Here is a 23,453-nt window from a genome sequence, read left to right as displayed (position 1 = left end):
CCCACGTCTTCACATTCGAACACCGCTTCCAGACGCATGCCGCGCGTCAACCCACCTCGGACCTTTGGTCCGACCCTCCCCCTCCAGGGGAGGGTGAGATGCGGGCCTTCGATGGCAAGCGAGCATCCCCATGCCCGCGCCTGATCTCCTCCTCGGCATCGATCTCGGGGCGGGCTCGCTGAAGGCGAGCCTGATCCGCTTCGACGGGACGCTCGCCGGCGAGGCGAGCCATCCCGTCGCGACCTCCGCGCCGAAACCGGGCTGGAGCGAGCAGGACCCATGGGATTGGTGGCGCGCGGCCTGCGCCGCCGTCCCGGCGGCCCTCGCCAAGGCCGGGGGCGAGCCGAAGCGCGTCGCCGCGATCTCGTTCTCGGCCGGCGCCCACACGCAGGTTCTCGAAGACAGGGACGGCAGCGTCATCCGCCCGGCCATCCTCTGGAACGACCAGCGCTCCGGACCGCAGACCCAGGCCCTGCGCCGACAGGCGGACGATCGCATCGTCGAGATCGGCTACAACCGCGCCAACCCGACCTGGACGCTGCCGCAGATGCTGTGGCTGCGCGAGAACGAGCCCGAGGCCTTCGCTCGCGTCCATCGCCTCTACGTGGCCAAGGACTGGCTCCGGTCCCGCTTCACGGGCGGGTTCGAGACCGATCTCATCGATGCGGTCGGGACCCTCATGGCCGATTCCCGCACCGGCACCTGGTCGGAGGAACTCTGCGGCCTGATCGGCTGGCCGATGGCGTCGCTGCCGCCGATCGTGCAGGCCAAGGACCGCGTCGGCTCCGTCACCGCCGAGGCGGCGCGGGCGACCGGCCTCGCCGAGGGCATTCCCGTCATCTGCGGGACCTCCGACACGGCGGTCGAGACCTACGGCGCGGGCATGATGCGGCCGGGCACGGGCGTGATGAAGCTCGCGACGGCGGCGACGGTCTCGGTCCTGTCCCCGCACGCCGTGCCGCACAAGGAAATGATCAACTACCCGCACGTGATCCCGGACCATTGGTACGTGATCACGGCCACCAATTCCTGCGCCTCGGCGCATAAATGGCTGCGGGACACCTTCTTCCGGCGCGAGAGCGAGGACGGCTCGGCCGTCTTCGACGCCATGGAGCGCCTGGCCGTGGCGACGAAGCCCGGGGCCGAAGGGCTCTTCTTCCATCCCTATCTCAACGGCGAGCGCAGCCCCCATTGGGACCCGCTGCTGCGCGCCGATTTCGTCGGGATCGGCTTCAACCACGGGCCCGGCCATTTCGTGCGCGCGCTCTACGAGGGCATCTCGTACTCGCTGCGCGACTGCCTCGAGGTGCTGCGCGCGAACGGGCTCGGCTTCACGACGACGCGGCTCACCGGCGGCGGCGCGAAGAGCGCGCTCTGGCGCCAGATCCTCGCCGACGTGATGGATGTCCGGGTCGAGTTGCCGGCCGTCGCGGATGCGAGCTTCGGTGCGGCCCTGCTCGCGGGTGTCGGCATCGGCGCCTTCCCGGACGAGGCGGCGGCGGAGGCGGCCATCCGGGTCGTCGCGACGCACGAGCCGGACCCGGAACGGGTCGCCTTCTACGAGAAAGGCTTCGTGCTCTACCGCGACATCCAGGCGGCGCTCGCGCCGCTGAACCACCGCATCCACGCCCATCTGGCGGAGGCCTGACGATGGCCTCGGTCACGCTCGAGGGCGTCACGAAGAGCTTCGCGGGCCTGACGGTGGTCCAGTCCGTCGATCTCGCCATCGCCGAGGGCGAGTTCATGGTCCTCGTCGGCCCCTCGGGCTGCGGCAAGTCGACGACGCTCCGCATGATCGCGGGCCTCGAGGAGACGAGCGGCGGCACGATCCGGATCGGAGCGCGGGACGTCACGCAGCTCGAGCCGCGCGAGCGGAACATCGCCATGGTGTTCCAGAACTACGCCCTCTATCCGCATAAGAGCGTGCGCGAGAACCTCGCCTTCGGCCTCAAGATGCGCGGCACCGGCAAGGCGGAGATCGAGCAGCGCGTCGCGCGGGCCGCGGCGATGCTGAAGATCGAGCCGCTCCTGGCGCGCAAGCCCCGGCAATTGTCCGGCGGCCAGATGCAGCGCGTCGCCCTCGGCCGCGCGCTCGTGCGCGAGCCGGACGTCTTCCTCTTCGACGAGCCCCTCTCCAACCTCGACGCGAAGATGCGCGTCCATATGCGCGACGAGATCGCCCGCCTGCACCGCGAGGTCGGCACGGCGATGATCTACGTGACGCACGATCAGGTCGAGGCCATGACGCTCGGCGACCGCATCTGCGTGATGAAGGACGGCGTCGTGCAGCAGGTCGGCCGGCCTCTCGACGTCTATGACCGGCCGGCCAACACCTTCGTCGCCGGCTTCATCGGCTCGCCCGAGATGAATTTCGCGGACGGCGAGATCGCGAGCGAGGACGGGCGGCCCGTCTTCCGCTCCGGCCCGCTCGCCCTGCCGCTCGACGGCGCGCGGCAGGGTGCTGCACTGGAGCCCGGCCAGCCGGTCACCCTCGGCATCCGGCCGGAACACCTGACCGTGGCCGCGACGGGCCTTCCCGCGCGGGTGCTTCATGTCGAGCGGATGGGCGCCGAGAGCGTCCTGCAGCTCGATGCGGGCGTCGGGCTCCGCGCGCTCGTCGACCGCGACGACGGCGTCGAGGAGGGCGACACGATCCACCTCGCCGCGCCGGCGAACCGGCTGCACCTGTTCGGCCGGGACGGGCTCGCGCTCGGGGGAGCGGGGCGGTGAGCGCCCCCACGACGCGCCCCCGGCACTTCTTCTCCTCTTGCGGGAGAAGGGGCGCCTGATCGCAGACGACCAAGAAGACGCCAAAAGAAAACATCAAAACCAGGAGGAAACGCAGATGACGAAGAGGTTCCAAGGCCCCTCGCGCCGCACGCTTCTGACGACCGGGGCCGGCATCGCCGCCGCGGCCGCCTTTCCGATGCCGGCGGTCCATGCCCAGACCAAGGAGCTGCGCTTCCTGAACGGCGAGCCCGCGGTCGATTCCGTCCGCGCCCTGCGCGTCGCCGCCGCGCAATACGAGAAGGAAAAGGGCATCAAGGTCACGATCGACACCGTGCCCTCGGGCGACGCCTATACGCGCACCGTCGCGGCCATCAAGGGCGGGCGGCCCTACGACATCTCGACCCTGATCTTCGTCGCGCACGTCCTGACGCTCGCCAACGAAGGCCAGCTCACACCGATCACCGATCTCGTCAACAAGCACAAATGGGGCAAGCGCATCCTCTTCCCCGTCAACGGCCAGCATTACTGGTACATGTACGACTACAATCTCTGCTGGCTGTTCTACCGCAAGGACCTCTACGAGGCGAACAAGCTCGAACAGCCGAAGACCTGGGCTCAGCTCCTGGAGAATTGCCGCAAGCTGTCCGGTTCGGAGGGCGGCAACCAGCGCTTCGGCATGGCGACCCCGGTCGGCAACAACGACGCCACCAACTGGATGAGCATCGGCTACATGTGGGCCGAGGGCGTGTCGCTCTTCGACGACAGCTGGAAGAACATCTTCGCGTCCGACGAGAACAAGAAGCGGACGGCCGCCTATCTCGATTTCTTCGGGGAGATGTACAAGACCATGCCGCCCGGCATGACCCAGGCGAGCTTCGGCCAGATCACGGCCGCCTATTCGTCAGGCCAGGCTGCGCATGCGCCCTATGCGGGCCGCCTGATCGAGATCCTGGAGCAGCGCGCGCCGAAGCTCGCCGACAGCTACGGCATGATGCCCTATCCCGACAGCAGCGGGAAAGGCGCGGCGGTCAATCACGGCTATGACGGCTGGGTCGTCGGCAAGACCCCGATGGCGGAAGAGGCGGTCAAGTTCCTCGAATGGTTCTCGGACGCGCATTACATCAACTTCCTCCATTCGGCTCCGCTGCACTTCCAGCCCCCGCGCCTCGACATCTACGACGATCCGCGCTGGCGCGCCCATCCCCTGATCGAGAAGCATGCGGGCGCCGTGAAGACCATGCAGGGCTTCCTCGACGATCCGAACATCACCATCCGCTCGATCGACACCGAGGGTCCCGGTCCGGACCTGCGGCCGGCCAAGGTCTTCGAATCCTGGGTCTTCCCCGAGATGCTCCAGAACAAGGTTCTGAAGAACATGCCGTCCCAGGCCTGCGTCGAGGAGGCGGTCGCCAAGATGAACCGCGTCATCGCGGGGTAGCCCCGCTCCAACCACGCTCCTCATGCTGAGGTGCCGACCGGAGGTCGGCCTCGGAGCACGCACCGACACGTGGCTGCGTCCTTCGAGGCCTCGCTCCGCGAGGCACCTCAGGATGAGGACGTCGGGATGTTCTCATGCGCTCGCGCTACGACTGGGTCATCTGGACCTTCTTCTGGGGCGGCCTCGCCCTGACGGCCCTGTTCGTCGGCGGGCCGGTGCTGAACGCGATCTGGCTCTCGCTTCATCAGGCGTCGAGCTTCATCGCGGAGCCGAAATTCGTCGGGCTCGGCAATTACGCCCGCGTCGTCCAGGAGCCCGAATTCTGGAGCGCCATGGCGAACGGGCTGATCTACGCCCTCTCCGCCATCGTGCTTCAGGTCGTCATCGGTATCGCCTTCGCGATGGTGCTGAACCAGCCCTTCTTCGGCCAGCGCCTCGTGCGGGGGCTTGCGACGCTGCCCTATCTCCTGCCGACGGTCGTCGTGGCGCTGACCTTCCAGTGGCTGGCGGACGGCTCCGTCGGGCTGCTCACCGTCATCGCGCGGGATCTGGGGCTCGGCACGATCCCCTGGTTCGAACAGCCGGCGACGGCGCGCGCCTCGGTGATCCTCGCCTCGGTCTGGCTGTGGACGCCGTTCGTGACGATCTGCGTCCTCGCCGGGCTGCAATCGATCCCGCCCGCTCTCTACGAGGCCGCGAAGGTCGACGGGGCCGGGCCGGTCTCGATCTTCTTCCACGTCACGCTGCCGCAGTTGAAGCCGGTGCTCACCGTCGTCGTGCTGCTGCGCGCGATCTGGATGTTCAACAAGTTCGACGTGATCTGGCTCCTGACGAAGGGCGGCCCGCTCGGCGCGACCGAGCATCTGCCGATCCTCGCCTACAAGCGCGCCTTCTCGCTCTTCGACGTCGGCGGCGGCGCGGCGGTCGCGACCGTCTCCTTCCTGATCCTGATGGCCGCCGTCTCGACCTATCTGTGGATGTTCCCGCTCGAGGAGAAGCGCTGATGCGACGCTCGGCGCCCGAACGCATCGGCATCGGCCTCGCCGCCCTCGGCATCGCGGCCTGGTCGTTCTTCCCGATCTACTGGATGATCGTCTCGTCCCTGCGCACGCCGCAGGACCTGTTCTCGCGCCCGACCTTCCTGCCGAAGACCGTCTCGCTCGAAAGCTACCGGAACCTCCTCGAGGTGACGGACTACCCGCAGCAGTTCCGCAACTCGATCGTCGTCGCCCTCGTCGTCGTCGCGATCACGCTCGTCGCCTCCGTCGTCATCGCCTACGCGGTCACGCGCTTCCGCGTGCCCTTCAAGATGCTGATCATCGGCTCGATGCTCTATGCCTACATGTTCCCGCCGATGCTGCTCGCGATCCCGCTCTACGGGATCTTCGTCACGCTCGGCATCGCCGACAGCCTGCTCGCGCTCGTCATCGCCCATTGCACGCTGACCCTGCCGCTCGGCGTCTGGCTGCTGTGGGGCTTCTTCAAGGCGATGCCGTTCGAGCTGGAGGAGGCGGCGATGGTGGATGGCTGCACCCGGCTCGGCAGCTTCGTGCGGGTCGTGCTGCCGCTCTCGCTGCCCGGCATCGTGACGGTCGCGGTGTTCTCCTTCCTGCTCTCCTGGACGGATTACGCCTATGCCCTCGTGATGATCTCGTCCGACACGCAGAAGACCCTGCCGGTCGGCCTCGCCTCGATGGTCGGCTCGTTCGAGCTGCGCTGGGGCGAGGTGATGGCGGGGGCGACGCTGATCGCATTGCCGCTGTTCCTCATGTTCACGCTGCTCTCGCGCTACTTCATCCAGGGCCTCGCCGCCGGGGCGACCAAGGGGTGAGCGCCAGGTCGTTCGAACGTCCTCATGCTGAGGTGCCGGCCAAAGGCCGGCCTCGAAGCACGCACTGAAACGGATACGCGTCCTTCGAGGCCTCGCTGGCGCGAGGCACCTCAGGATGGGGACGCATGGAGTCGAGGAAGGTCACGCTGGCATGGCTCTACGCATCCTCGGCGCCCCGCGCCGCTACATCCAGGGCCCGGGCGCGGTAGCGGGGTTGCCCGAGATCGTCGCGACGCTCGGCACGCGGCCTGTCCTGATCGCCGATCCCGTCGCGCTCGACCGGGAGGGAGCGCCGCTCCCGGACGCGACGGTCCTGCGGTTCGCCGGCGAGATCACCAAGGCCGAGATCGCGCGCCTCGCCGAGGCGGCGAAGGCGGCCGGCGCGGATGTCGTCGTCGGCATGGGAGGCGGCAAGGCGATCGACTCGGCCAAGGGCGTCTCGCGGCGCCTCGGCGCGCCGATCGTGGTCGTGCCGACCGTCGCCTCGAACGACGCTCCGACGAGCCGCCTGATCGTCGTCTATGACGAGCATCACACCATCGTCGAGGTCGAGATGCTGGCCTCGAACCCGGACGTCGTCCTCGTCGACACGGCCATCGTCGCCCGCGCCCCGCGCCGTCTCCTCGCGGCCGGCATCGGCGATTGCATGTCGAAGACCTTCGAGGCGCATGCCTGCGCGAAGGCTGGCGGCCACAACTTCTTCCAGGGCCGGACGCCCCTCGCCGCGCTCGCGCTCGCCGATGCCTGCTACGCGACGATCCGGCGCGACGGCATCGCCGCCTTGGCCGCCTGCGACCGGCAGGTGCCCGACGAGGCCTTGGAGAACGTGGTCGAGTCGGCGGTGCTGCTCTCGGGCCTGGGCTTCGAATCCGGAGGCCTTTCGCTCGCCCATTCCCTGACGCGAGGCCTCACGGCCCATCCGAAGCTCGCCGGAGCCCTGCACGGCGAACTCGTCGCCTACGGCACGCTCGTCCAGGTCGCGCACGAGGGAATGGACGAGGCCGGGAGAGCCGATATCGCAGCCTTCTCCCGCGCCTGCGGCCTGCCGACCCGCCTCGCCGATCTCGGCCTCGCGGCACCGTCGGACGAGGATTACGCGATCATCGCCGGCCCGACCCTCGCGGCACCGCACATGAAACACCTGTCGAGGCCGGCGAGCCTCGACAGCATCGTCGCCGCGCTGAAGGCCGTCGAGGCGTCCTGAAACCCTCGCCGCTCACCCGAGCCGGCTGAAATCCGGCGGCCGCTTCTCGGCGAAGGCCGCGAAAGCCTCGCGCGCCTCGGGCGAGGCGAGGCGGCGCGCGAATTCCTCGCGCTCCTCGTCCATCAGCCGGGCGATCGCCTCCCCGTCGCGCATGAGGCTCTTCGTGGCGACGAGCGCGCCGACGGGCTGCTGCGCGAGACGCTGAGCGACCTCCTCGGCCGCACGCCTCAGATCGGCCGCGGGCACGATCCTCGTCGCGAGACCCCAGGCCAGCGCGTCCCGTGCCTCGACGGCCTCGCCGAGCGCGAAGACGGCGAAGGCGCGCTGATGCCCGATCCGGGCCGGCAGGAGGAGGCTCGATGCCGCCTCCGGCACGAGGGCGAGTCCGACGAAGGGAGCGGTGAGCTTCGTGTCCTCGGCGAGGAGCACCTGGTCGCAATGCAGCAGCATCGTCATGCCGACGCCGACCGCCCTCCCCTGCACGGCGGCGACGATCGGCTTCCGCGCCGCCGCGATCGCCTTGATGAACCGGAAGGCGTTGCCCGGCCCGGCGCCGCCCGCATTCGCCGCCGCGAAATCGCCGATGTCGTTGCCGGCGGTGAAGAGATCGCCCTCCGCGCGCAGCAGGAGCACGCGCACCTCGCGATCCTCGTTCGAGGCCTCCAGAGCCTCGGCGAGCGCGCCGTACATGGCCTGGGTGAGCGCGTTCTTCTTGTCGGGACGGTCGAGCACGAGGTTGAGGATGCCGCCGGCCTTCTCGATCCTGACATGCTCGCTCATGCGTTTCCCCCGTTTCGTCGTTCCAGCGATGGCCGCACCACCATAAGCCCCAAAGCAAAAGGCCCCGGCAATGCCGGGGCCTCCTGTTTCGTATCGACCGATGAACGGCGCGATCACTCGCCGGCGTCGGCGGGCTCGTCGCGCGCCGGGGCCGGGCGGTCGCCCTCGCCTTCGCGGAAATCGCGGTCGCGGAAGTCGCGGTCACGACGCGGGCCACGGCGGCCGTCGCGGTCGCGGCGGGGGCCGCGATCGCCGCCCCGGTCGCCGCGCGGCTCGCGCTCGTCCTCGACCACCTCGCCGCGGGCCTCGCGCTCGGCGCGCTCGGCGTCACGGGCGGCCTTCAGCTTCTCGGTGAGGTCCTCACCGGTCTCCTGGTCGACGACCTTCATCGAGAGCTTGATCTTGCCGCGATCGTCCTGGCCGAGGAACTTGACCTTGATCTTGTCGCCTTCCTTGACGACGTCCGTCACCTTCTGGACCCGCTGGGCGGCGAGTTCGGAGATGTGGACGAGGCCGTCCTTGGGACCGAAGAAGTTGACGAAGGCGCCGAACTCCATGGTCTTGACGACGGTGCCGTCATAGATCGTGCCGGCCTCCGGCTCCGCCACGATGGAGCGGATCCAGTTGCGGGCCGCCGTGATGGCCTTGCCGTCGGCGGAGGCGATCTTGATCGTGCCGTCGTCGTCGACGTTGATCTTGGCGCCGGTCTTCTCGACGATCTCGCGGATCACCTTGCCGCCGGTGCCGATCACGTCGCGGATCTTGTCGGTCGGGATGCTCATCACCTCGATGCGCGGCGCATGCTCGCCGAGCTCGGCGCGAGCCGAGGTCAGCGCCTTCGACATCTCGCCGAGGATGTGGACGCGGCCGTCCTTCGCCTGGTCGAGGGCGACCTTCATGATCTCCTCGGTGATGCCGGCGATCTTGATGTCCATCTGGAGGGAGGTGATGCCACCCTCGGTGCCGGCCACCTTGAAGTCCATGTCGCCGAGATGGTCCTCGTCACCGAGGATGTCGGAGAGCACCGCATAGCGCTCGCCCTCGAGGATGAGGCCCATGGCGATGCCCGCGACGGGCTTGCGCAGCGGCACGCCGGCATCCATCAGCGACAGCGAGGCGCCGCAGACGGAGGCCATCGAGGACGAGCCGTTCGACTCGGTGATCTCGGAGACCACGCGGATCGTGTACGGGAACTCGTGCGCCGGGGGCAGCATCGGGTGGATGGCGCGCCAGGCGAGCTTGCCGTGGCCGATCTCGCGCCGACCGGGGGAGCCCATCCGGCCCGTCTCGCCGACCGAGTAGGGCGGGAAGTTGTAGTGCAGGAGGAAGTTCTCCTTGCGGGTCCCTTCCAGCGCGTCGATGAACTGCTCGTCCTCGCCGGTGCCGAGCGTCGCGACGACCAGCGCCTGCGTCTCGCCGCGGGTGAAGAGCGCCGAGCCGTGGGCGCGGCTGAGGATGCCGACCTCCGACAGGATCGGGCGGACCGTCGAGAGGTCGCGTCCGTCGATGCGGCTCTTGGTGTCGAGGATGTTCCAGCGCACGATCTTGGCCTGGACCTCCTTGAAGGCGGTCTTGACCTTGTCCGGGTTGAAGCGGGGCTCGCCCTCGGCCGGGATGAGCGCGTTCGTCACCTTGAGCTTGGCGGCGTCCACGGCCGCATAGCGCTCGGCCTTGTGGGTGAGCTGATAGGCGGCGCGCAGGTCCTGCTCGGCGATCTCGAGGATCACCTTCTCGATCTCGGAGAGGTCGGGAGCGGTGAAGTCGCGCGGCTCCTTGGCGGCCTTCTCGGCGAGGCGGATGATGGCCTCGATCACCGGCTGGAAGTGCTTGTGGCCGAACATGACGGCGCCGAGCATGACTTCCTCGGAGAGCTCCTTGGCCTCCGATTCGACCATCAGCACCGCGTCGGTCGTGCCCGCGACCACGAGGTCGAGCAGCGCGCCCTCCATCTCGGAGACCTGCGGGTTCAGCTTGTAGGACGAGCCGGTCCAGCCGACGCGAGCCGCGCCGATCGGGCCCATGAAGGGCACGCCCGAGAGCGTCAGCGCCGCGGAGGTGGCGACCATGCCGACGATGTCGGGATCGTTCTCGAGGTCATGCGAGAGGACCGTGACGACGATCTGGGTGTCGTTCTTGTAGCCCTCGGCGAAGAGGGGGCGGATCGGCCGGTCGATGAGGCGGGAGGTCAGCGTCTCCTTCTCGGTCGGACGCCCTTCGCGCTTGAAATAGCCGCCCGGGATGCGCCCGGCGGCGTAGGTGCGCTCCTGGTAGTTCACCGTGAGCGGGAAGAAGTCGAAGCCGGGCTTGGGCTCCTTCATGGATACGACGGTGGCGAGCACGGCGGTCTCGCCATAGGTCGCGATGACGGCACCGTCGGCCTGGCGCGCGATCTTGCCCGTTTCCAGGACGAGCTTGCGCCCGCCCCACATCAGCTCTTCGCGTTGAATGTCGAACATGGGATTCTACCTTCTCGAGGCCGGGCAGCCTCGGGGCGCCATGGGCAAGATGGCCGGAGGCTCGGCGTCGGCGGCCAACTGGCCGTGCAAGCCTCCGGTGATCCTGCCATGGCCGCCTGGCCCGGCAGTTGGGCCGATGGACCATCCATCGGCCGGGAGCGTTCACCTCACTGGAGCCGCCCTCGACTCCGGATAAACGAAATCCGCCGGGAGGCCCGGCGGATGGGGATCAGCGGCGGATGCCGAGCTTCTCGATGAGCGAGCGGTAGCGACCCTCGTCCTTCTTCTTCAGGTAGTCGAGAAGGGAGCGACGCGAGGAGACCAGCTTCAGCAGGCCGCGACGCGAATGGTTGTCCTTCTTGTGCGACTTGAAGTGCTCGGTGAGGTTCGTGATCCGCTCCGTGAGGATCGCCACCTGAACCTCGGGCGAGCCCGTATCGCCGGACTTGCGGGCGTGTTCCTTCATGAGCGACGTCTTGCGCTCGGCCGTAATCGACATCGGGCATCCTTTCGGTAACGAGAGTGGAGCGAGCGATCCGAGGACCGCCCTTCGCGGGCACGGCCGGGCCGGGATGTCGTCCAGCACGGTCGGATTGTCGCGATGAGACGTCCGCGCGCGCATCTGCGACCCGCGGAACGGCTTCCCCTTACACGAACTCCATCGTCACGGAAAGGGCTTCGCGGGGAGCAGGCCCCGCGAAGCGCGGTCTCAGCTTCCGCGCCGGGTGCCGCTCAAAGCGCCGGCGCCGTTTTCGGCCTTGGCCTCGAGCTTGCCGCCCTCGACCGTGCCGGAATAGCGGGTGCCGCCGGCGGTGAAGGTGATGGCGGTGCCGTTGAGGCTCCCGTTCTCGACGGGGACCTCCTTGCCGCCCTGGGTCAGCGTTCCGCTGACCTTCTGGTAGGTCTGCTCGAGCTTCAGCTCACCGTTCCCGACCGTCCAGGTCCCGGCGGCCTTGGCCGGCACGATCCATTTGAAGGCCGTGCAGAAGCTCGTGCAATCGGTACCGGCCGAGATGGTCTGGTCGGGGGTCCAGTCGCCCATGTCGAAGGTGTTCGAGACGACGCGCGTGCCCGGCTTCATGTCGAGGATCGTCGGGCGGAGCCGCTTGTTGAGCTCCGGGAGGAGGAACAGCGTGAGGACGGTCGCGTCCGAGAAATCGGTCTTGAAGATGTCGCCCTGGACGAACCGCGCCTTCTCGCCGACGCCCTCCTTCTCGGCATTCGCCTTGGACAGGGCGACCATGTCGGGATTGTACTCGACGCCGAGGGCACGGATGCCGCGCTTGGCCGCGGTGATCACGGTGCGCCCGTCGCCGGAGCCGAGATCGATCACGTAATCGGCCGTGGTCGCGCCCGCCATGTCGAGCATGCGGTCGACGAGGGCCTGAGCCGTCGGCACCCACACGACATCCTTGCCGGGCTGCCCGGAATACGGAGAGAAGGTGCTCGATTCAGGCTTCGCGTCGGGCGCGGGCTTCGCAGCCGGGACCGGCTGCGCGACGGCGGCGCCGAGGGGAAGCAGGGATACGGCGCAGGCGACAGCCCAGAGGCGGATGGCTCTCATCAGGTCTCTCCTTTCAGGACGACGGCTCGGATGCCGAACGCGCCCCGGAGGGTTCGGCCGGCTGTTCGGAGGAAATCGGATCGCGCCGGCGGAACAGGAGCAGCGGCGCCCCTGCTACGACCACCGCGATGCCCACCAGCGCGCCGACCCCGGTATAGGCCACGCTTGCATGCAGCATGTATAGGCAGCTCAGGCAGAAGAGGATCGGCGTCAGCGGATAGAGCGGAACGCGGAACGGCAGGACGCGGTTCGGCTCGCGGCGGCGCAGCACGATCACGGCGGCCCCGACGAGCAGCATGAAGATCCAGAACACCGGCGCGGTGTAGTCGACCATCGACTGGAAGCCGTTGCGGGTCGCCATGCCGAAGCAGACCAGCGCCAGAGCGACGCCTCCCTGGAGAATGAGCCCGTTCGTCGGAGCGAGCCCGCGCGCATCCCACTCCCCGACCTTCGGCAGCAGGGTCAGGTCGCGGGCCATCGCGAAATAGACCCGCGCGCCGGTGAAGATGGTCGCGTTCAGCGTCGAGAGCGCCGCGACGACGACGGCGACGCTGACGGCCATGGCGCCGGCCTCCCCTGCCACGAGCCGCATCATGTCGGCCGCGACCGCATCCGAGCGCTTGAGGCCGTCGAGTCCGAGGATCGCGAGCAGCGCGGCGTTGGCGAGAAGGTAGAGCGCGCACAGGACGGCGGTCCCGATCACGAGAACGCGCGCCATGTTGCGGCCCGGATCACGCAATTCGCCCGACAGGTAGGCGGCCTCGTTCCATCCGCCATAGGTCAGGAGCACGAAGATCATCGCCATGCCGAGCGCCGCCGAGCCCGCCGCGGCGGGTTCGGGCGCCGCGGCCGGCACGCCGCTCGATCCGAGGAAGCCGAACAGGATGATGACGACGACGAGCCCGACCTCGACGAAGGTGATGACGATCTGCAGCCTCTTGCTCTGCATCGTGCCGACGATGTTGATCGCCGTGAACACAGCGATCGACAGCCCGGCATACAAGGCGGGCCCGAAGGGGCCGAGCGGCAGGATCCCGTTGGCGTAGTCTCCGAGGACGAAGGCGACGGCCGCGATCGCACCGGTCTGGATGACCGTGGCGCGGGCCCAGCCGAACATCATCGCGACAGGCCGGCCATAGGCGCGCGAGAGGAAATGGTATTCGCCGCCGGCATGCGGATGCGCCGCCGCGAGTTCGGCGTAGGACAGCGCGCCGACAAGGGTGACGAGGCCGCCGAAGACCCAGACGGCCAGGAAGGCGAACTCGCTCCCGACATTCGCCGCGACCAGCGCGGGCGTCTTGAAGATGCCGATCCCAACGACGATCCCGACCATGATGGTGACGGCGTCGAACACGGAGAGCAGAGGCTGGGGCTCTGTCCGGCTTGGTGTCGTCATGAAGGGTCCTGGCGGATCGGAAGGAGGCACGGTCGCGCGAGGTTCGGGAGGCGGCAATCGAGCAGCGGGCGACCTCGACGTGAAAGTGGCTGGCGGCGGGATGGCGAAGTGAACGGCGGAACCGTCGTCCGAAAGCCTTCGGGTCGGCCATCAGGTCCCGCAGCATAACTTCTCGCACGGGGGATGCGCCAGATGAAATCATCAGCATCGTCGCACCTGACGGACGCCGACGATCGCCGGCATGATCCGGTGCCGGCGCACAGCCTGCCGCTTGACGCGGGGCCGTGCGGCGACGACACGATCCGCCGTCAGGTTCGGAGCCCCGCATGTCCCTCACCGTCGCCGTCCAGATGGACACGATCCGCGGCATCAAGATCGCGGGGGACACGACCTTCGCGCTCCTGCTCGAGGCGCAGGCGCGCGGCCACAGGCTGCTGCACTACACGCCCGACCGCCTCTCGATGCGCAACGGCATCGTCACGGCGCAGGTGGAGGAGCTCGCCGTCCGCGACGTCGACGGGGACCATGCGACGCTCGGCGAGCCGACGCGCATGAACCTCGCCGAGACCGACGTCGTCCTGATGCGGCAGGACCCACCCTTCGACATCGCCTACATCACCGCGACGCATCTCCTCGAACGCATCTCGCCCTCGACCCTCGTCGTGAACGATCCGGTCTCGGTCCGGAACGCGCCCGAGAAGATCTTCGTCACGCATTACCCGCAGCTCATGCCGCCGACGCTGATCACGCGGGACAAGTCCGAGATCGAGGCCTTCCGGCGCGAATACGGGGAGATCGTCATGAAGCCGCTGCACGGCCATGGCGGCGCGGCGGTGGTGCGCATTCTGCCGAAGGACCCGAATTTCGGCTCGCTCTTCGACCTCTTCTCCGTGACCTTCCGCGAGCCCTGGGTCGTGCAGCAGTTCCTGCCGAAGATCACCGAGGGCGACAAGCGCATCCTGCTCGTCGAAGGCGAGCCGCTCGGCGCGGTGAACCGCGTCCCGGCCGAGAACGACCTGCGTTCCAACATGGTCCGCGGCGGCGCGGCGAACGCGACGGACCTGGCCGAGCGCGAGCGCGAGATCTGCGCGACGATCGGCCCGGAGCTCAAGGCCCGCGGCCTGGTCCTCGTTGGGATCGACGTGATCGACGGCAACCTGACGGAGATCAACGTGACCTCGCCGACGGGAATCCGGGCCATCAAGCGCGTCGGCGGGCCGGATCTCGCGGTGTCGGTCTGGGATGCGATCGAGGCGCGCCGATCGGCGCGCTGAGGGAGGCCGGCGCCTTACGCCACCTCGAAGATCGACCGCAGCAGCCGCTGCTGCTGAGTCACCGGGCTGATGCGCGACGACCGGCCCGAGTCGCGGGTCGTCAGCAGCCCATCGAGATGAAGGACCCGCGCATGCATCCGCAGCGATTGCGCGATGAGATCGCGGAGCCGTTCGGGCAAAGCGGCGAACTGATCCTCCGCGAGGCCGCGATCCTGAGGGACGAGCTTGACGCGCTCGCGCTCGCGGAGCGCCTGGGCGGGGCTGATCTCGCCCTCCACCACCGCGCGCTGGACGAGCAGCCAGGATGCGATCTGCATGAGCCGGGTCGTCAGGCGCATGCTTTCGCTGGCATAGGCGAGCGCCGCGGCGCGCGGCAAGGCGTTCGACTCGGCGCGACCGTCACCGTCGAGGTAGCAAGCGGTCGATTCCACCAGGCCCATGCCATCCCGGAACAAGGTCCTGAACGCCTCCGACCGAACGAACCCCGTCGAGAACGGCACGGGCGCGAGATCGCTCTCGTCCCCGCACCGGACGGCCAGACTGCCTTCGGTCACCATCATACCCCCAAAAGCCTTCATCCTGCCCGAAACGGGTCATGTCACGTCGGACGACCAGCTTTGGAGCAAACATAGCGCCGCAGCGGGATTCGCGCGCCGTTAACCCTTCGTTAGGGTTAACGGTTTGCCGCTCGAAACACGCATCGCACAAGCGCCAAGCCCAGGGACGCACAAGAAAAAGCCGCCTCGGGGGCGGCTGGAAGTGTTCAACAGGGAGGCATCAAACAGAGTGGCGGGCCACTCGAGATCCAGAAGACTGGACGTAACCGTTATGGTTCGGAAACCTTAAGAATGCGTTAAGATGAAACGCGCCCTGCTCCGAAAGGGGACACCGGCCGCCCGCCCCTTCGGCCTCAGCGGAAGAACGCCGCGGCCGCCTCCCGCGAGGCATTCTTGCGCTCCTTCTCGGCCCTGAGCCTTGCGATCTCGGCCTCCAGGAGGGCGACCCGTTCGTCCAGTTCGTCGACCGACACGGCCGTCAGGTCGCATCCGATCTCATGGCGCACCGCCAGCCGCGTGCCGAGCCCGTCATCATCCTCCCGCATGACCATCCTCCGTCTCGCGCTTCGGGCCCCAGCCTACCACGACCGTCATCCCCTGCGGCAAATGGTGTGTGGAGGCCTTGACCGGCCCTACCCGGACAGTCTAGGGAGCACCGTTCACGATCTGGAGGGGCCTGTGCCCGTGTTCCTTATTGTAACGGAGGCGCCATCGACGGAGCGGGTCTGACCCGTACCTCCGATGATGGCGCATGCAGGGTCCCTCGGGGCCCTTTTTTATTGCCCGCAGGCCGGCACGACCGGCAAGAACCCCGAAACGGGACGAGGAGAGGACGATGGGCGAGAAGATGACGGGCGCCGAGATGGTCGTTCGGGCTTTGCGCGACCAGGGTGTGGAGCACATCTTCGGGTATCCCGGCGGCGCCGTGCTCCCGATCTATGACGCGCTCTTCCACCAGGACGAGCTCCGCCATGTCCTCGTGCGTCACGAACAGGGCGCCGTCCATGCGGCGGAGGGCTATGCGCGCTCGACCGGCAAGGTCGGCTGCGTCCTCGTCACCTCCGGACCCGGCGCGACCAACGCCGTCACCGGCCTCGCCGACGCGATGCTGGATTCGATCCCGGTCGTCTGCATCACCGGCCAGGTCCCGACGCATCTGATCGGCACCGACGCGTTCCAGGAATGCGACACGGTCGGCATCACGCGGAACTGCACCAAGCACAACTACCTCGTGAAATCGATCGAGGACCTGCCGCGCATCCTGCACGAGGCCTTCTACATCGCCTCGAGCGGCCGTCCGGGCCCGGTCGTCATCGACCTGCCCAAGGACATCCAGTTCGCCACCGGCGAGTACGAGCGGCCGGGCGACAACCAGCACAAGACCTACCGGCCGATCCTCGACGGCGATCCGACGAAGATCCGCGCGGCCGTGCGCCTGATGGCGGGCGCGAAGAAGCCCGTCTTCTATACCGGCGGCGGCGTCATCAATTCCGGCCCGCGCGCCTCGGCCGCCCTGCGCGAACTCGTGAAACTGACCGGATATCCCGTCACCTCGACCCTGATGGGTCTCGGCGCCTTCCCGGCCTCCGATCCGAAATGGCTCGGCATGCTCGGCATGCACGGGACCTACGAGGCCAACCACGCCATGCATGATTGCGACGTCATGATCGCGATCGGCGCCCGGTTCGACGACCGCATCACCGGCCGGCTCGACGCCTTCTCGCCGGGCTCGAAAAAGATCCACGTCGATATCGACGCCTCCTCGATCTCGAAGAACGTGAAGGCCGATATCGGCATCATCGGCGATTGCGCCCATGTGCTCGAGGCGATGGTCTCGGCCTGGAAGGAGATGAAGGCCGAGGCCGACGGGGCCGCTCTGACGGCGTGGCTCGGCGAGATCGAGACCTGGCGGGCCCGCAAATGCCTCGCCTATCGGCCGTCCGGCGAGACCATCAAGCCGCAATACGCGATCGAGCGCCTCTACGAGCTGACCAAGGACCGCGAGACCTACGTGACGACCGAGGTCGGTCAGCACCAGATGTGGGCGGCGCAGTACTTCAAGTTCGAGCAGCCGAACCGCTGGATGACCTCGGGCGGGCTCGGCACGATGGGCTACGGCCTGCCGGCGGCCATCGGCACGCAGCTCGCCCATCCCGGCGCGCTCGTGGTCGACATCGCGGGCGAGGCTTCGATCCTGATGAACATCCAGGAGATGTCGACGGCCGTGCAGTACCGCCTGCCGGTCAAGATCTTCATCCTGAACAACGAATATATGGGCATGGTGCGCCAGTGGCAGGAGCTGCTGCATGGCGGGCGCTACTCGCAGAGCTACTCGGAATCGCTGCCCGATTTCGTCAAGCTCGCCGAGGCCTATGGCGGCGTCGGCATGCGCTGCACCGAGCCGGGCAAGCTCGACGACGCCATCCGCGAGATGCTCGCCGTCGACGACCGGCCGGTCATCTTCGATTGCTGCGTCGACAAGCTCGAGAACTGCTTCCCGATGATCCCGTCGGGCAAGGCTCATAACGAGATGATCCTGAACGACTTCTCGGGTGATGCCGAAGCGGCGCAGGATATCGGCAGCATCATCAGCGCCGAAGGCAAGATGCTGGTCTGACCCGATCGCCGGGCCCCGCTTCCGCCGTGTGCCGGAAGCGGGGATTGCCGGCCTTCTCCGGCCTCGGACGGGCTCCGACGCGCCCGGATGATGGCCCGTGCCATCGCTGAGGAGTGGATTCCGAGGCGGCGGCGTGCTCAGAACCTCCGCGAAGCGACGCGCCCCGGCAAGGGGCCGGACAAGCCAGCGAGAGGAAACCCCATGACGCAAGCCCGCGCCGTCCGCATGACCGCCTTCGGCGGCCCTGAGGCCCTGACGATCGAGACGATCGATCTTCCGGCCCCCGCCGCCGGCGAGGTGCAGCTCCGCCAGACGGCGATCGGCTTCAACTTCATCGACGTCTACCAGCGCAAGGGCACCTATCCGCTGCCGCTACCGACCGGGCTCGGCCACGAGGCGGCGGGCGTGGTCGAGGCCGTCGGAGAGGGCGTCACGCAGGTCCGGCCGGGCGACCGGGCCGCCTATATGAATGCCGGGCTCGGGGCCTATGCCGACCGCCGCAACGTGCCGGCGGACAAGCTCGTCGTGCTGCCCGACGCCGTGAGCGACGAGGCCGCGGCGGCCCTCATCTTCAAGGGCATGACGGCGCAATACCTCGTCAAGAAGACCCATGCGGTGGCGAAGGGCGATCTCGTTCTCGTCCATGCGGCGGCAGGCGGGGTCGGCCAGATCCTGACCGCCTGGTGCAAGGCGCTCGGAGCCGAGGTCGTCGCCACGGCGGGCGGTGCGGACAAATGCGCGATCGCCCGGAAGGCCGGCGCCGATATCGCGATCGACTACAGCGAAGCCGACTGGCCGAAGAGGCTGCTCGAGGCGACGGGCGGGCGCAAGGCGCGCGTCGTCTACGATTCGGTCGGCCGAGACACCTTCCTGCACTCGCTGGACCTCTGCGCGCCGTTCGGCCTCGTCGTGCTTTACGGCGCGGCCTCCGGCCCCGTCCCGCCGATCGAGCCGGAACTCCTGAACAAGAAGGGCTGCCTCTTCCTGACCCGCCCCTCGGTCTTCCCGCACAACGCCGACCCCGCAACCTTCCGCGCCAATGCCGAAGACCTTTTCGCGGCGATCGCGAGCGGGGCGGTCAAGGTGGATATCGGCGCTCGCGTCCCCTTCGAGACGATCGCCGATGCCCACCGCGCGGCGGAGGAGCGGCGGACGACGGGGGCGATCGTCATCGTGCCGTAGCGCTCCGCGACGGCCGGACCCGGAGGTCGCGCGGCTTGGTCGCGCGCCTTGCCGAGCGCGGCCTCCGAGGTCACATAGGAATCCGGTTCCTCCTTCATCCGCGTTCCGGTTCCACGTCCGACATGACCATGCGCCCCCCCGAGCCGCCCCAGCCGTCACGCGGTCTCGTGGCGCTCAACGAGCGCTCCCGCGAGATCTTCCGTCAGATCGTCGAGACCTACCTCGCCACCGGCGAGCCCGTCGGCTCGAAGAGCATCGCGCGGCTTCTGCCCGTCACGCTGTCCTCCGCCTCGGTCCGGTCCGTCATGGCGGAGCTCGAGAGCGCAGGCCTCGTCTTCGCGCCCCATACCAGCGCCGGCCGCCTGCCGACCCATACCGGCCTGCGCTTCTTCGTCGACGCGATGATGGAGATCGGCGACGTCGCCCAGGACGAGCGCGACCGGATCGAGGCGCAGATGCGCCAGGCCGCGTCCTCGCGAACCTTCGAGACGGCGCTCAGCGAGGCCTCGGCCATGCTGTCGGGCATCTCGCGCGGCGCGGGCGTCGTCGTGACGACGAAGACCGACGCGCCCCTGCGGCATGTCGAATTCGTGCGGCTCGATCCGGGACGGGCGCTCGTCGTCCTCGTCGCGGAGGACGGGTCCGTCGAGAACCGCCTGCTCGACCTCCCGCCGGGCCTGCCGGCCTCGGCCCTCGTCGAGGCCTCGAACTACCTGAACGCCCGTATCGGCGGCCGGACGCTGGCGGAGCTGCGGAGCGCGGTCGAGCACCGGCGCGCCGCGATGTCCCGCGAGCTCGACGAGATCACGGCCCGCCTCGTCGAGACGGGCCTTGCGACCGCGATCGGCCAGCCCGAGGCCCGCCAGCTCATCGTCCGCGGCCAGGCGAACCTCCTCGACAACCTGAGCGCCGCCGAGGATCTCGAGCGCATGCGCCTTCTGTTCGAGGATCTCGAGACCCAGACCGACGTCGCCGATCTCCTCACCCGCGCCGAGGACGGCGAGGGCGTGCGCATCTTCATCGGCTCGGAGAACCGGCTCTTCTCGCTGTCCGGCTCGTCCCTCATCGCCGCGCCCTTCCGGGACGGCCAGCAGAGGATCGTCGGCGCCGTCGGCGTGATCGGGCCGACACGGCTCAACTACGCCCGCATCGTGCCGATGGTGGACTTCACCGCCCGCGCCGTCTCGCGGCTGCTGGAGGGGGGGCTGCGATAGCAGGCCGGCTCCCTCAGCCGCGTCCGTAGATGTCCTCGACGCGGACGATGTCGTCCTCGCCCGTATAGCTGCCGACCTGAATCTCGATCAGCTCGAGCGGGATGCGGCCCGGATTGACGAGGCGGTGGGTGCAGCCGATCGGGAGGTATACCGCCTCGTTCTCGTGGACGAGCTGGACCCTGTCGTCGACCGTGACCTCGGCCGTGCCGCGCACGACGACCCAGTGCTCGGCGCGGTGGAAATGCTTCTGCAGCGAGAGGCGGCCCTGCGGATGGACGAGGATGCGCTTGACCTGGAAGCGCGTGCCGATGTCGATCCGCTGGTACCAGCCCCAGGGGCGATACATGCGCCGATGCTCGTCGGCTTCGGCATGACCGGCGGCGCGCAGCGATGCGACGACGTCCTTGACGGCGTCCGCCTTCTCCTTCGACGTCACGAGGACGGCGTCGGGCGTCGTCACGACGACGATCCCATCGAGGCCGACGACGGCGGTCAGGGTCTCGTCGCTGCCATAGACGAGGCTGTCCCGGGTGCCGATCGCCGCAACCCGGCCGCGAATGGCGTTGCCGTCCGCATCGCGGGGGGCCGCGTCCCAGAGCGCGCTCCAGGTCCCGACATCGTTCCAGGGGAAGGAGACGGCGAGGACGCCCGCCCGGTCGGTCTTCTCCATGACGGCGTAGTCGATCGACGTCTTGGGGGCTTCGGCGAACGCCTCCGGATCGAGCCGGATGAAGTCGAGATCGCGCTTCGCGCCGTCGAGCGCCTCCTTCGCGGCCGACAGGATCTTCGGCGCGTGGAGCGACAGCTCCTTCGTCATCACGTCCGCGCGGAAGAGGAAATAGCCGCCGTTCCAGAGCGCGCCCTCGGCGATCAGCCGCTCGGCCCCGGCCGCGTCGGGCTTCTCGACGAACCGGGCGACGCGGCGGGCTCCGCCGGCCTCCGGCACCTCGTCGCCCGCCAGGATGTAGCCGTAGCCGGTCGCCGGACGCGTCGGCGCGATGCCGAGCGTCATGATGAGCCCCCGCTCGGCCCCCGCCGCCGCGCTTCGGCAGGCCGCCGCGAAAGCGGCATCGTCGCCGATCAGGTGGTCGGCGGCGAGGATCAGGACGATCGTCTCGGGGCCGCGTGCGGCGGCCTGGCAGGCCGCGACGGCGACGGCCGCCGCCGAATCGCGGCGCTCCGGTTCGAGCAGGATATCGGCCTCGATCCCGGCCTGGGCGAGTTGCTCGGCCACGACGAAGCGCGAATCCGAGGAGGAGATTACCACCGGACGAAGGAAGCCCGGCCCGGAGACGCGCTCGACCGTCATCCGGAAGGTCGAAGGCTGCCCCTCGATCAGCGAGATGAACTGCTTCGGCATGCTCTCGCGCGAGGCCGGCCAGAGCCGCGTGCCGGAGCCGCCGCACATGATGACGGGAAGGATGCTGGGCGTCATGCCGCCATCATGCCAGCCAAATCCTGCCGGGCTCTGAACGGGACCGCCGAGCGGAGACGATCCGGAATCAGGCTGACCGATCCGTTGACGCGATCGCGGAATGGGGCCGCCTTGGTCCTGTCCCGCCCGGCGGGTTAGATGCCGGCATGAGCGCGCCCACGACCGTGTCCATCGGCGACCCTTTCGACCCCGTCGTGACGGAGGAGGAGATCCGGCGCCTGGTCCATACCTTCTATGGCCGCGTGCGCGAGGACGACCTGATCGGGCCGATCTTCAACGCCCAGGTCGCCGATTGGGACCGGCACCTCGCCCATCTGTGCGATTTCTGGTCGGGCGTGGTCCTGCGCACCTCCCGTTATGAGGGCCGCCCGCTGCGGCCCCATTTCCGGCTCGGCCTCGCGCCGGCTCATTTCGATCGCTGGCTCGACCTCTTCGAGCGGACGGCGCACGAGGTCCTGCCGCCGCGCGCGGCTCCGATCTTCATCGACCGCGCCCGCCGGATCGCCGACAGCTTCGAGATGGCGATCGGAACGCAGGCGGGCCTCCTGCGCGCACCGCGCCACACCACCCGCGGCACCTGACGAGCCGTCCGGAGGCCGCGCGGCGAGCACCCGGCCTCCGCGCCGACCCGAGGCAGCTGCCGCTTTCGCGAACGCGCCTGCCGAGAATTCGCGCGACGATCGCCCGCGAAATGAGCGCTGCGCCCCTTGAGCGGCAGCGAGGGCCGTTCGACACTCAACATTGAACAGAGCGACCCGTCTACTTCCCGATACACGGGCATCGACGAGATCGGCCAGGGGATTTTCTTCGGCGATCATGACGCCGGGAAGTCCAGCGGTCTCGTGCGCATAATCGAGGTTCCAAGCCGGAGGTCCGAGATGAGCGAGTCCATCCTGATATCGCCGAACGACGTCGAGGCGCTTCTGAAGGAAGGCGGCGTCGTTCCGATCGACACCCGCGCGCCCGAGGCCTACGCGGCCGGCCATATCCCCGGGGCCGTTAACATCCACGACATCTTCACCTATCTCGCGTCGAGCACCCCCGAGGGCGTGGCGGCGATGAAGGACAAGTTCGCCGAGACCTTCGGGGCTGCGGGGCTCGGCGGGGAGGAGACGGCCGTCCTCTACGAAGCGTCGATGGATACCGGCTTCGGCCAGTCCTGCCGCGGCTACACGCTCCTGAAATATCTCGGCTATCCCAAGGTGAAGATCCTGCACGGCGGCTATGCGGCCTGGACGGCGGCGGGCGGCGCCACGACGACGGAGCCCACGGTCCCGAGCGCGAAGACCTTCACGGTCGACCCTGCCGCGGCCTCGCTCTTCGTCGGTCTCGAGGAGATGAAGGCCGCCGTCGCCGATGACGGCATCGTCAAGCTCGACACACGCGACGTCGACGAGTGGATCGGCGAATCCTCATCGCCCTACGGCAAGGATTTCTGCCCGCGCAAGGGCCGCATCCCGAAGGCGCGGTGGATCGAATGGTACCGGATGATGAAGCCGACTCCGGCCGGCAAGATGCTGAAATCGAAGGATGAGATCCTGGCCGAATGCGCCACGGCCGGCATCGGGACGGACACGCCGGTCGTCCTCTACTGCTTCAAGGGTGCGCGCGCCTCGAACACGCTCGTCGCCCTGAAGGAGGCCGGGATCGAGGACGTCCGCCTCTATTTCGGCTCCTGGAACGAGTGGTCCCGCGACCCCTCGCTTCCGATCGAGGAGGGGCGTCCCGGCTCGGCCCCGCCCGCGTTCAGCCAGGCGGCCGAGTAGCGGGCCGAT

The 23,453-nt window shown here is 68.5% G+C and carries 19 protein-coding genes and 1 pseudogene; 12 read left to right on the top strand and 8 right to left on the bottom strand.

The window, feature by feature from the left end:
- Positions 1–130: 130 nt before the first annotated feature.
- From xylB to EV668_RS17320, 6 genes are all read left to right on the top strand, one after another.
- Positions 131–1,648, top strand: a complete 1,518-nt coding sequence (xylB, locus tag EV668_RS17345) for a xylulokinase (RefSeq protein ID WP_133772388.1) — start codon at positions 131–133, stop codon at positions 1,646–1,648.
- A 2-nt stretch (positions 1,649–1,650) separates the two neighbouring features.
- Positions 1,651–2,730, top strand: coding sequence for an ABC transporter ATP-binding protein (locus EV668_RS17340; RefSeq protein ID WP_133772386.1), 1,080 nt, complete (start codon positions 1,651–1,653; stop codon positions 2,728–2,730).
- Positions 2,731–2,845: 115 nt separating this feature from the next.
- Positions 2,846–4,168, top strand: coding sequence for an ABC transporter substrate-binding protein (locus EV668_RS17335; RefSeq protein WP_133772384.1), 1,323 nt, complete (start codon positions 2,846–2,848; stop codon positions 4,166–4,168).
- Positions 4,169–4,302: 134 nt separating this feature from the next.
- Positions 4,303–5,172 carry a carbohydrate ABC transporter permease gene (locus tag EV668_RS17330; RefSeq protein WP_133772382.1) on the top strand — a complete coding sequence of 290 codons (870 nt, stop codon included), beginning with the start codon at positions 4,303–4,305 and terminating at the stop codon, positions 5,170–5,172.
- Entirely contained in the window at positions 5,172–5,999 is an 828-nt protein-coding gene (locus EV668_RS17325) for a carbohydrate ABC transporter permease (protein ID WP_133772380.1), read from the top strand. Before EV668_RS17330 ends, EV668_RS17325 begins: the two co-directional genes overlap by 1 nt.
- A 151-nt stretch (positions 6,000–6,150) precedes the next feature.
- Positions 6,151–7,203, top strand: a complete 1,053-nt coding sequence (locus EV668_RS17320; RefSeq protein WP_133772378.1) for a glycerol dehydrogenase — start codon at positions 6,151–6,153, stop codon at positions 7,201–7,203.
- A gap of 12 nt (positions 7,204–7,215) precedes the next feature.
- Here EV668_RS17320 and EV668_RS17315 read toward each other — a convergent pair whose 3' ends face one another.
- From EV668_RS17315 to EV668_RS17295, 5 genes and pseudogenes are all read right to left on the bottom strand, one after another.
- Complete coding sequence (locus EV668_RS17315; RefSeq protein ID WP_133772375.1) at positions 7,216–7,983, bottom strand: enoyl-CoA hydratase-related protein; 768 nt, start codon at positions 7,981–7,983, stop codon at positions 7,216–7,218.
- A gap of 299 nt (positions 7,984–8,282) precedes the next feature.
- A pseudogene (gene pnp, locus EV668_RS17310) lies at positions 8,283–10,439 on the bottom strand (polyribonucleotide nucleotidyltransferase); the annotation flags it as partial.
- Between the two features lie 229 nt (positions 10,440–10,668).
- The gene (gene rpsO / locus EV668_RS17305; RefSeq protein ID WP_133772371.1) at positions 10,669–10,938 is read right to left on the bottom strand and encodes a 30S ribosomal protein S15; all 270 of its coding nucleotides are present in this window, start codon (positions 10,936–10,938) and stop codon (positions 10,669–10,671) included.
- A 210-nt stretch (positions 10,939–11,148) separates the two neighbouring features.
- Positions 11,149–12,003, bottom strand: a complete 855-nt coding sequence (locus tag EV668_RS17300) for a class I SAM-dependent methyltransferase (RefSeq protein ID WP_133772369.1) — start codon at positions 12,001–12,003, stop codon at positions 11,149–11,151.
- A 13-nt stretch (positions 12,004–12,016) separates the two neighbouring features.
- Entirely contained in the window at positions 12,017–13,399 is a 1,383-nt protein-coding gene (locus EV668_RS17295) for an APC family permease (protein WP_133772367.1), read from the bottom strand.
- A 326-nt stretch (positions 13,400–13,725) separates the two neighbouring features.
- Here EV668_RS17295 and gshB point away from each other — a divergent pair, with 326 nt between their 5' ends.
- Entirely contained in the window at positions 13,726–14,673 is a 948-nt protein-coding gene (gene gshB / locus EV668_RS17290; protein ID WP_133772365.1) for a glutathione synthase, read from the top strand.
- A 14-nt stretch (positions 14,674–14,687) separates the two neighbouring features.
- Here gshB and rcdA read toward each other — a convergent pair whose 3' ends face one another.
- Both rcdA and EV668_RS17280 read right to left on the bottom strand, forming a co-directional pair.
- Positions 14,688–15,230 (bottom strand): protease adaptor protein RcdA, encoded by a 543-nt coding sequence (rcdA, locus tag EV668_RS17285; RefSeq protein ID WP_133772981.1) that lies wholly within the window; start codon positions 15,228–15,230, stop codon positions 14,688–14,690.
- 353 nt (positions 15,231–15,583) lie between these two features.
- A complete protein-coding gene (locus EV668_RS17280; RefSeq protein ID WP_208111568.1) occupies positions 15,584–15,775 on the bottom strand; it encodes a DUF1192 domain-containing protein in 192 nt (63 codons plus the stop codon).
- Between the two features lie 290 nt (positions 15,776–16,065).
- Between EV668_RS17280 and EV668_RS17275 the strand changes: the two genes are divergently transcribed.
- The 3 genes from EV668_RS17275 (at position 16,066) to hrcA (ending at position 20,243) form a co-directional block, all read left to right on the top strand.
- Positions 16,066–17,847 carry an acetolactate synthase 3 large subunit gene (locus EV668_RS17275; RefSeq protein ID WP_133772361.1) on the top strand — a complete coding sequence of 594 codons (1,782 nt, stop codon included), beginning with the start codon at positions 16,066–16,068 and terminating at the stop codon, positions 17,845–17,847.
- 201 nt (positions 17,848–18,048) lie between these two features.
- A complete protein-coding gene (locus EV668_RS17270; protein ID WP_133772359.1) occupies positions 18,049–19,029 on the top strand; it encodes a quinone oxidoreductase family protein in 981 nt (326 codons plus the stop codon).
- Positions 19,030–19,151: 122 nt separating this feature from the next.
- Positions 19,152–20,243, top strand: a complete 1,092-nt coding sequence (gene hrcA / locus EV668_RS17265) for a heat-inducible transcriptional repressor HrcA (RefSeq protein WP_133772357.1) — start codon at positions 19,152–19,154, stop codon at positions 20,241–20,243.
- 13 nt (positions 20,244–20,256) lie between these two features.
- On the opposite strand, the gene EV668_RS17260 is transcribed toward hrcA, so the two are convergent.
- On the bottom strand, positions 20,257–21,678 hold the full coding sequence (locus tag EV668_RS17260) for a mannose-1-phosphate guanylyltransferase/mannose-6-phosphate isomerase (protein ID WP_133772355.1): 1,422 nt from the start codon (positions 21,676–21,678) through the stop codon (positions 20,257–20,259).
- A 146-nt stretch (positions 21,679–21,824) separates the two neighbouring features.
- Here EV668_RS17260 and EV668_RS17255 point away from each other — a divergent pair, with 146 nt between their 5' ends.
- Both EV668_RS17255 and EV668_RS17250 read left to right on the top strand, forming a co-directional pair.
- Complete coding sequence (locus EV668_RS17255) at positions 21,825–22,259, top strand: group III truncated hemoglobin (protein ID WP_133772353.1); 435 nt, start codon at positions 21,825–21,827, stop codon at positions 22,257–22,259.
- Between the two features lie 297 nt (positions 22,260–22,556).
- Positions 22,557–23,444, top strand: a complete 888-nt coding sequence (locus EV668_RS17250; RefSeq protein ID WP_133772351.1) for a sulfurtransferase — start codon at positions 22,557–22,559, stop codon at positions 23,442–23,444.
- Positions 23,445–23,453 lie beyond the last annotated feature (9 nt).

This window comes from Enterovirga rhinocerotis (assembly GCF_004363955.1).
Lineage (GTDB): Bacteria > Pseudomonadota > Alphaproteobacteria > Rhizobiales > Beijerinckiaceae > Enterovirga > Enterovirga rhinocerotis.
Note: the sequence above shows the minus strand (reverse complement) of the source record. Positions and strands in the feature narration are given on the sequence as shown.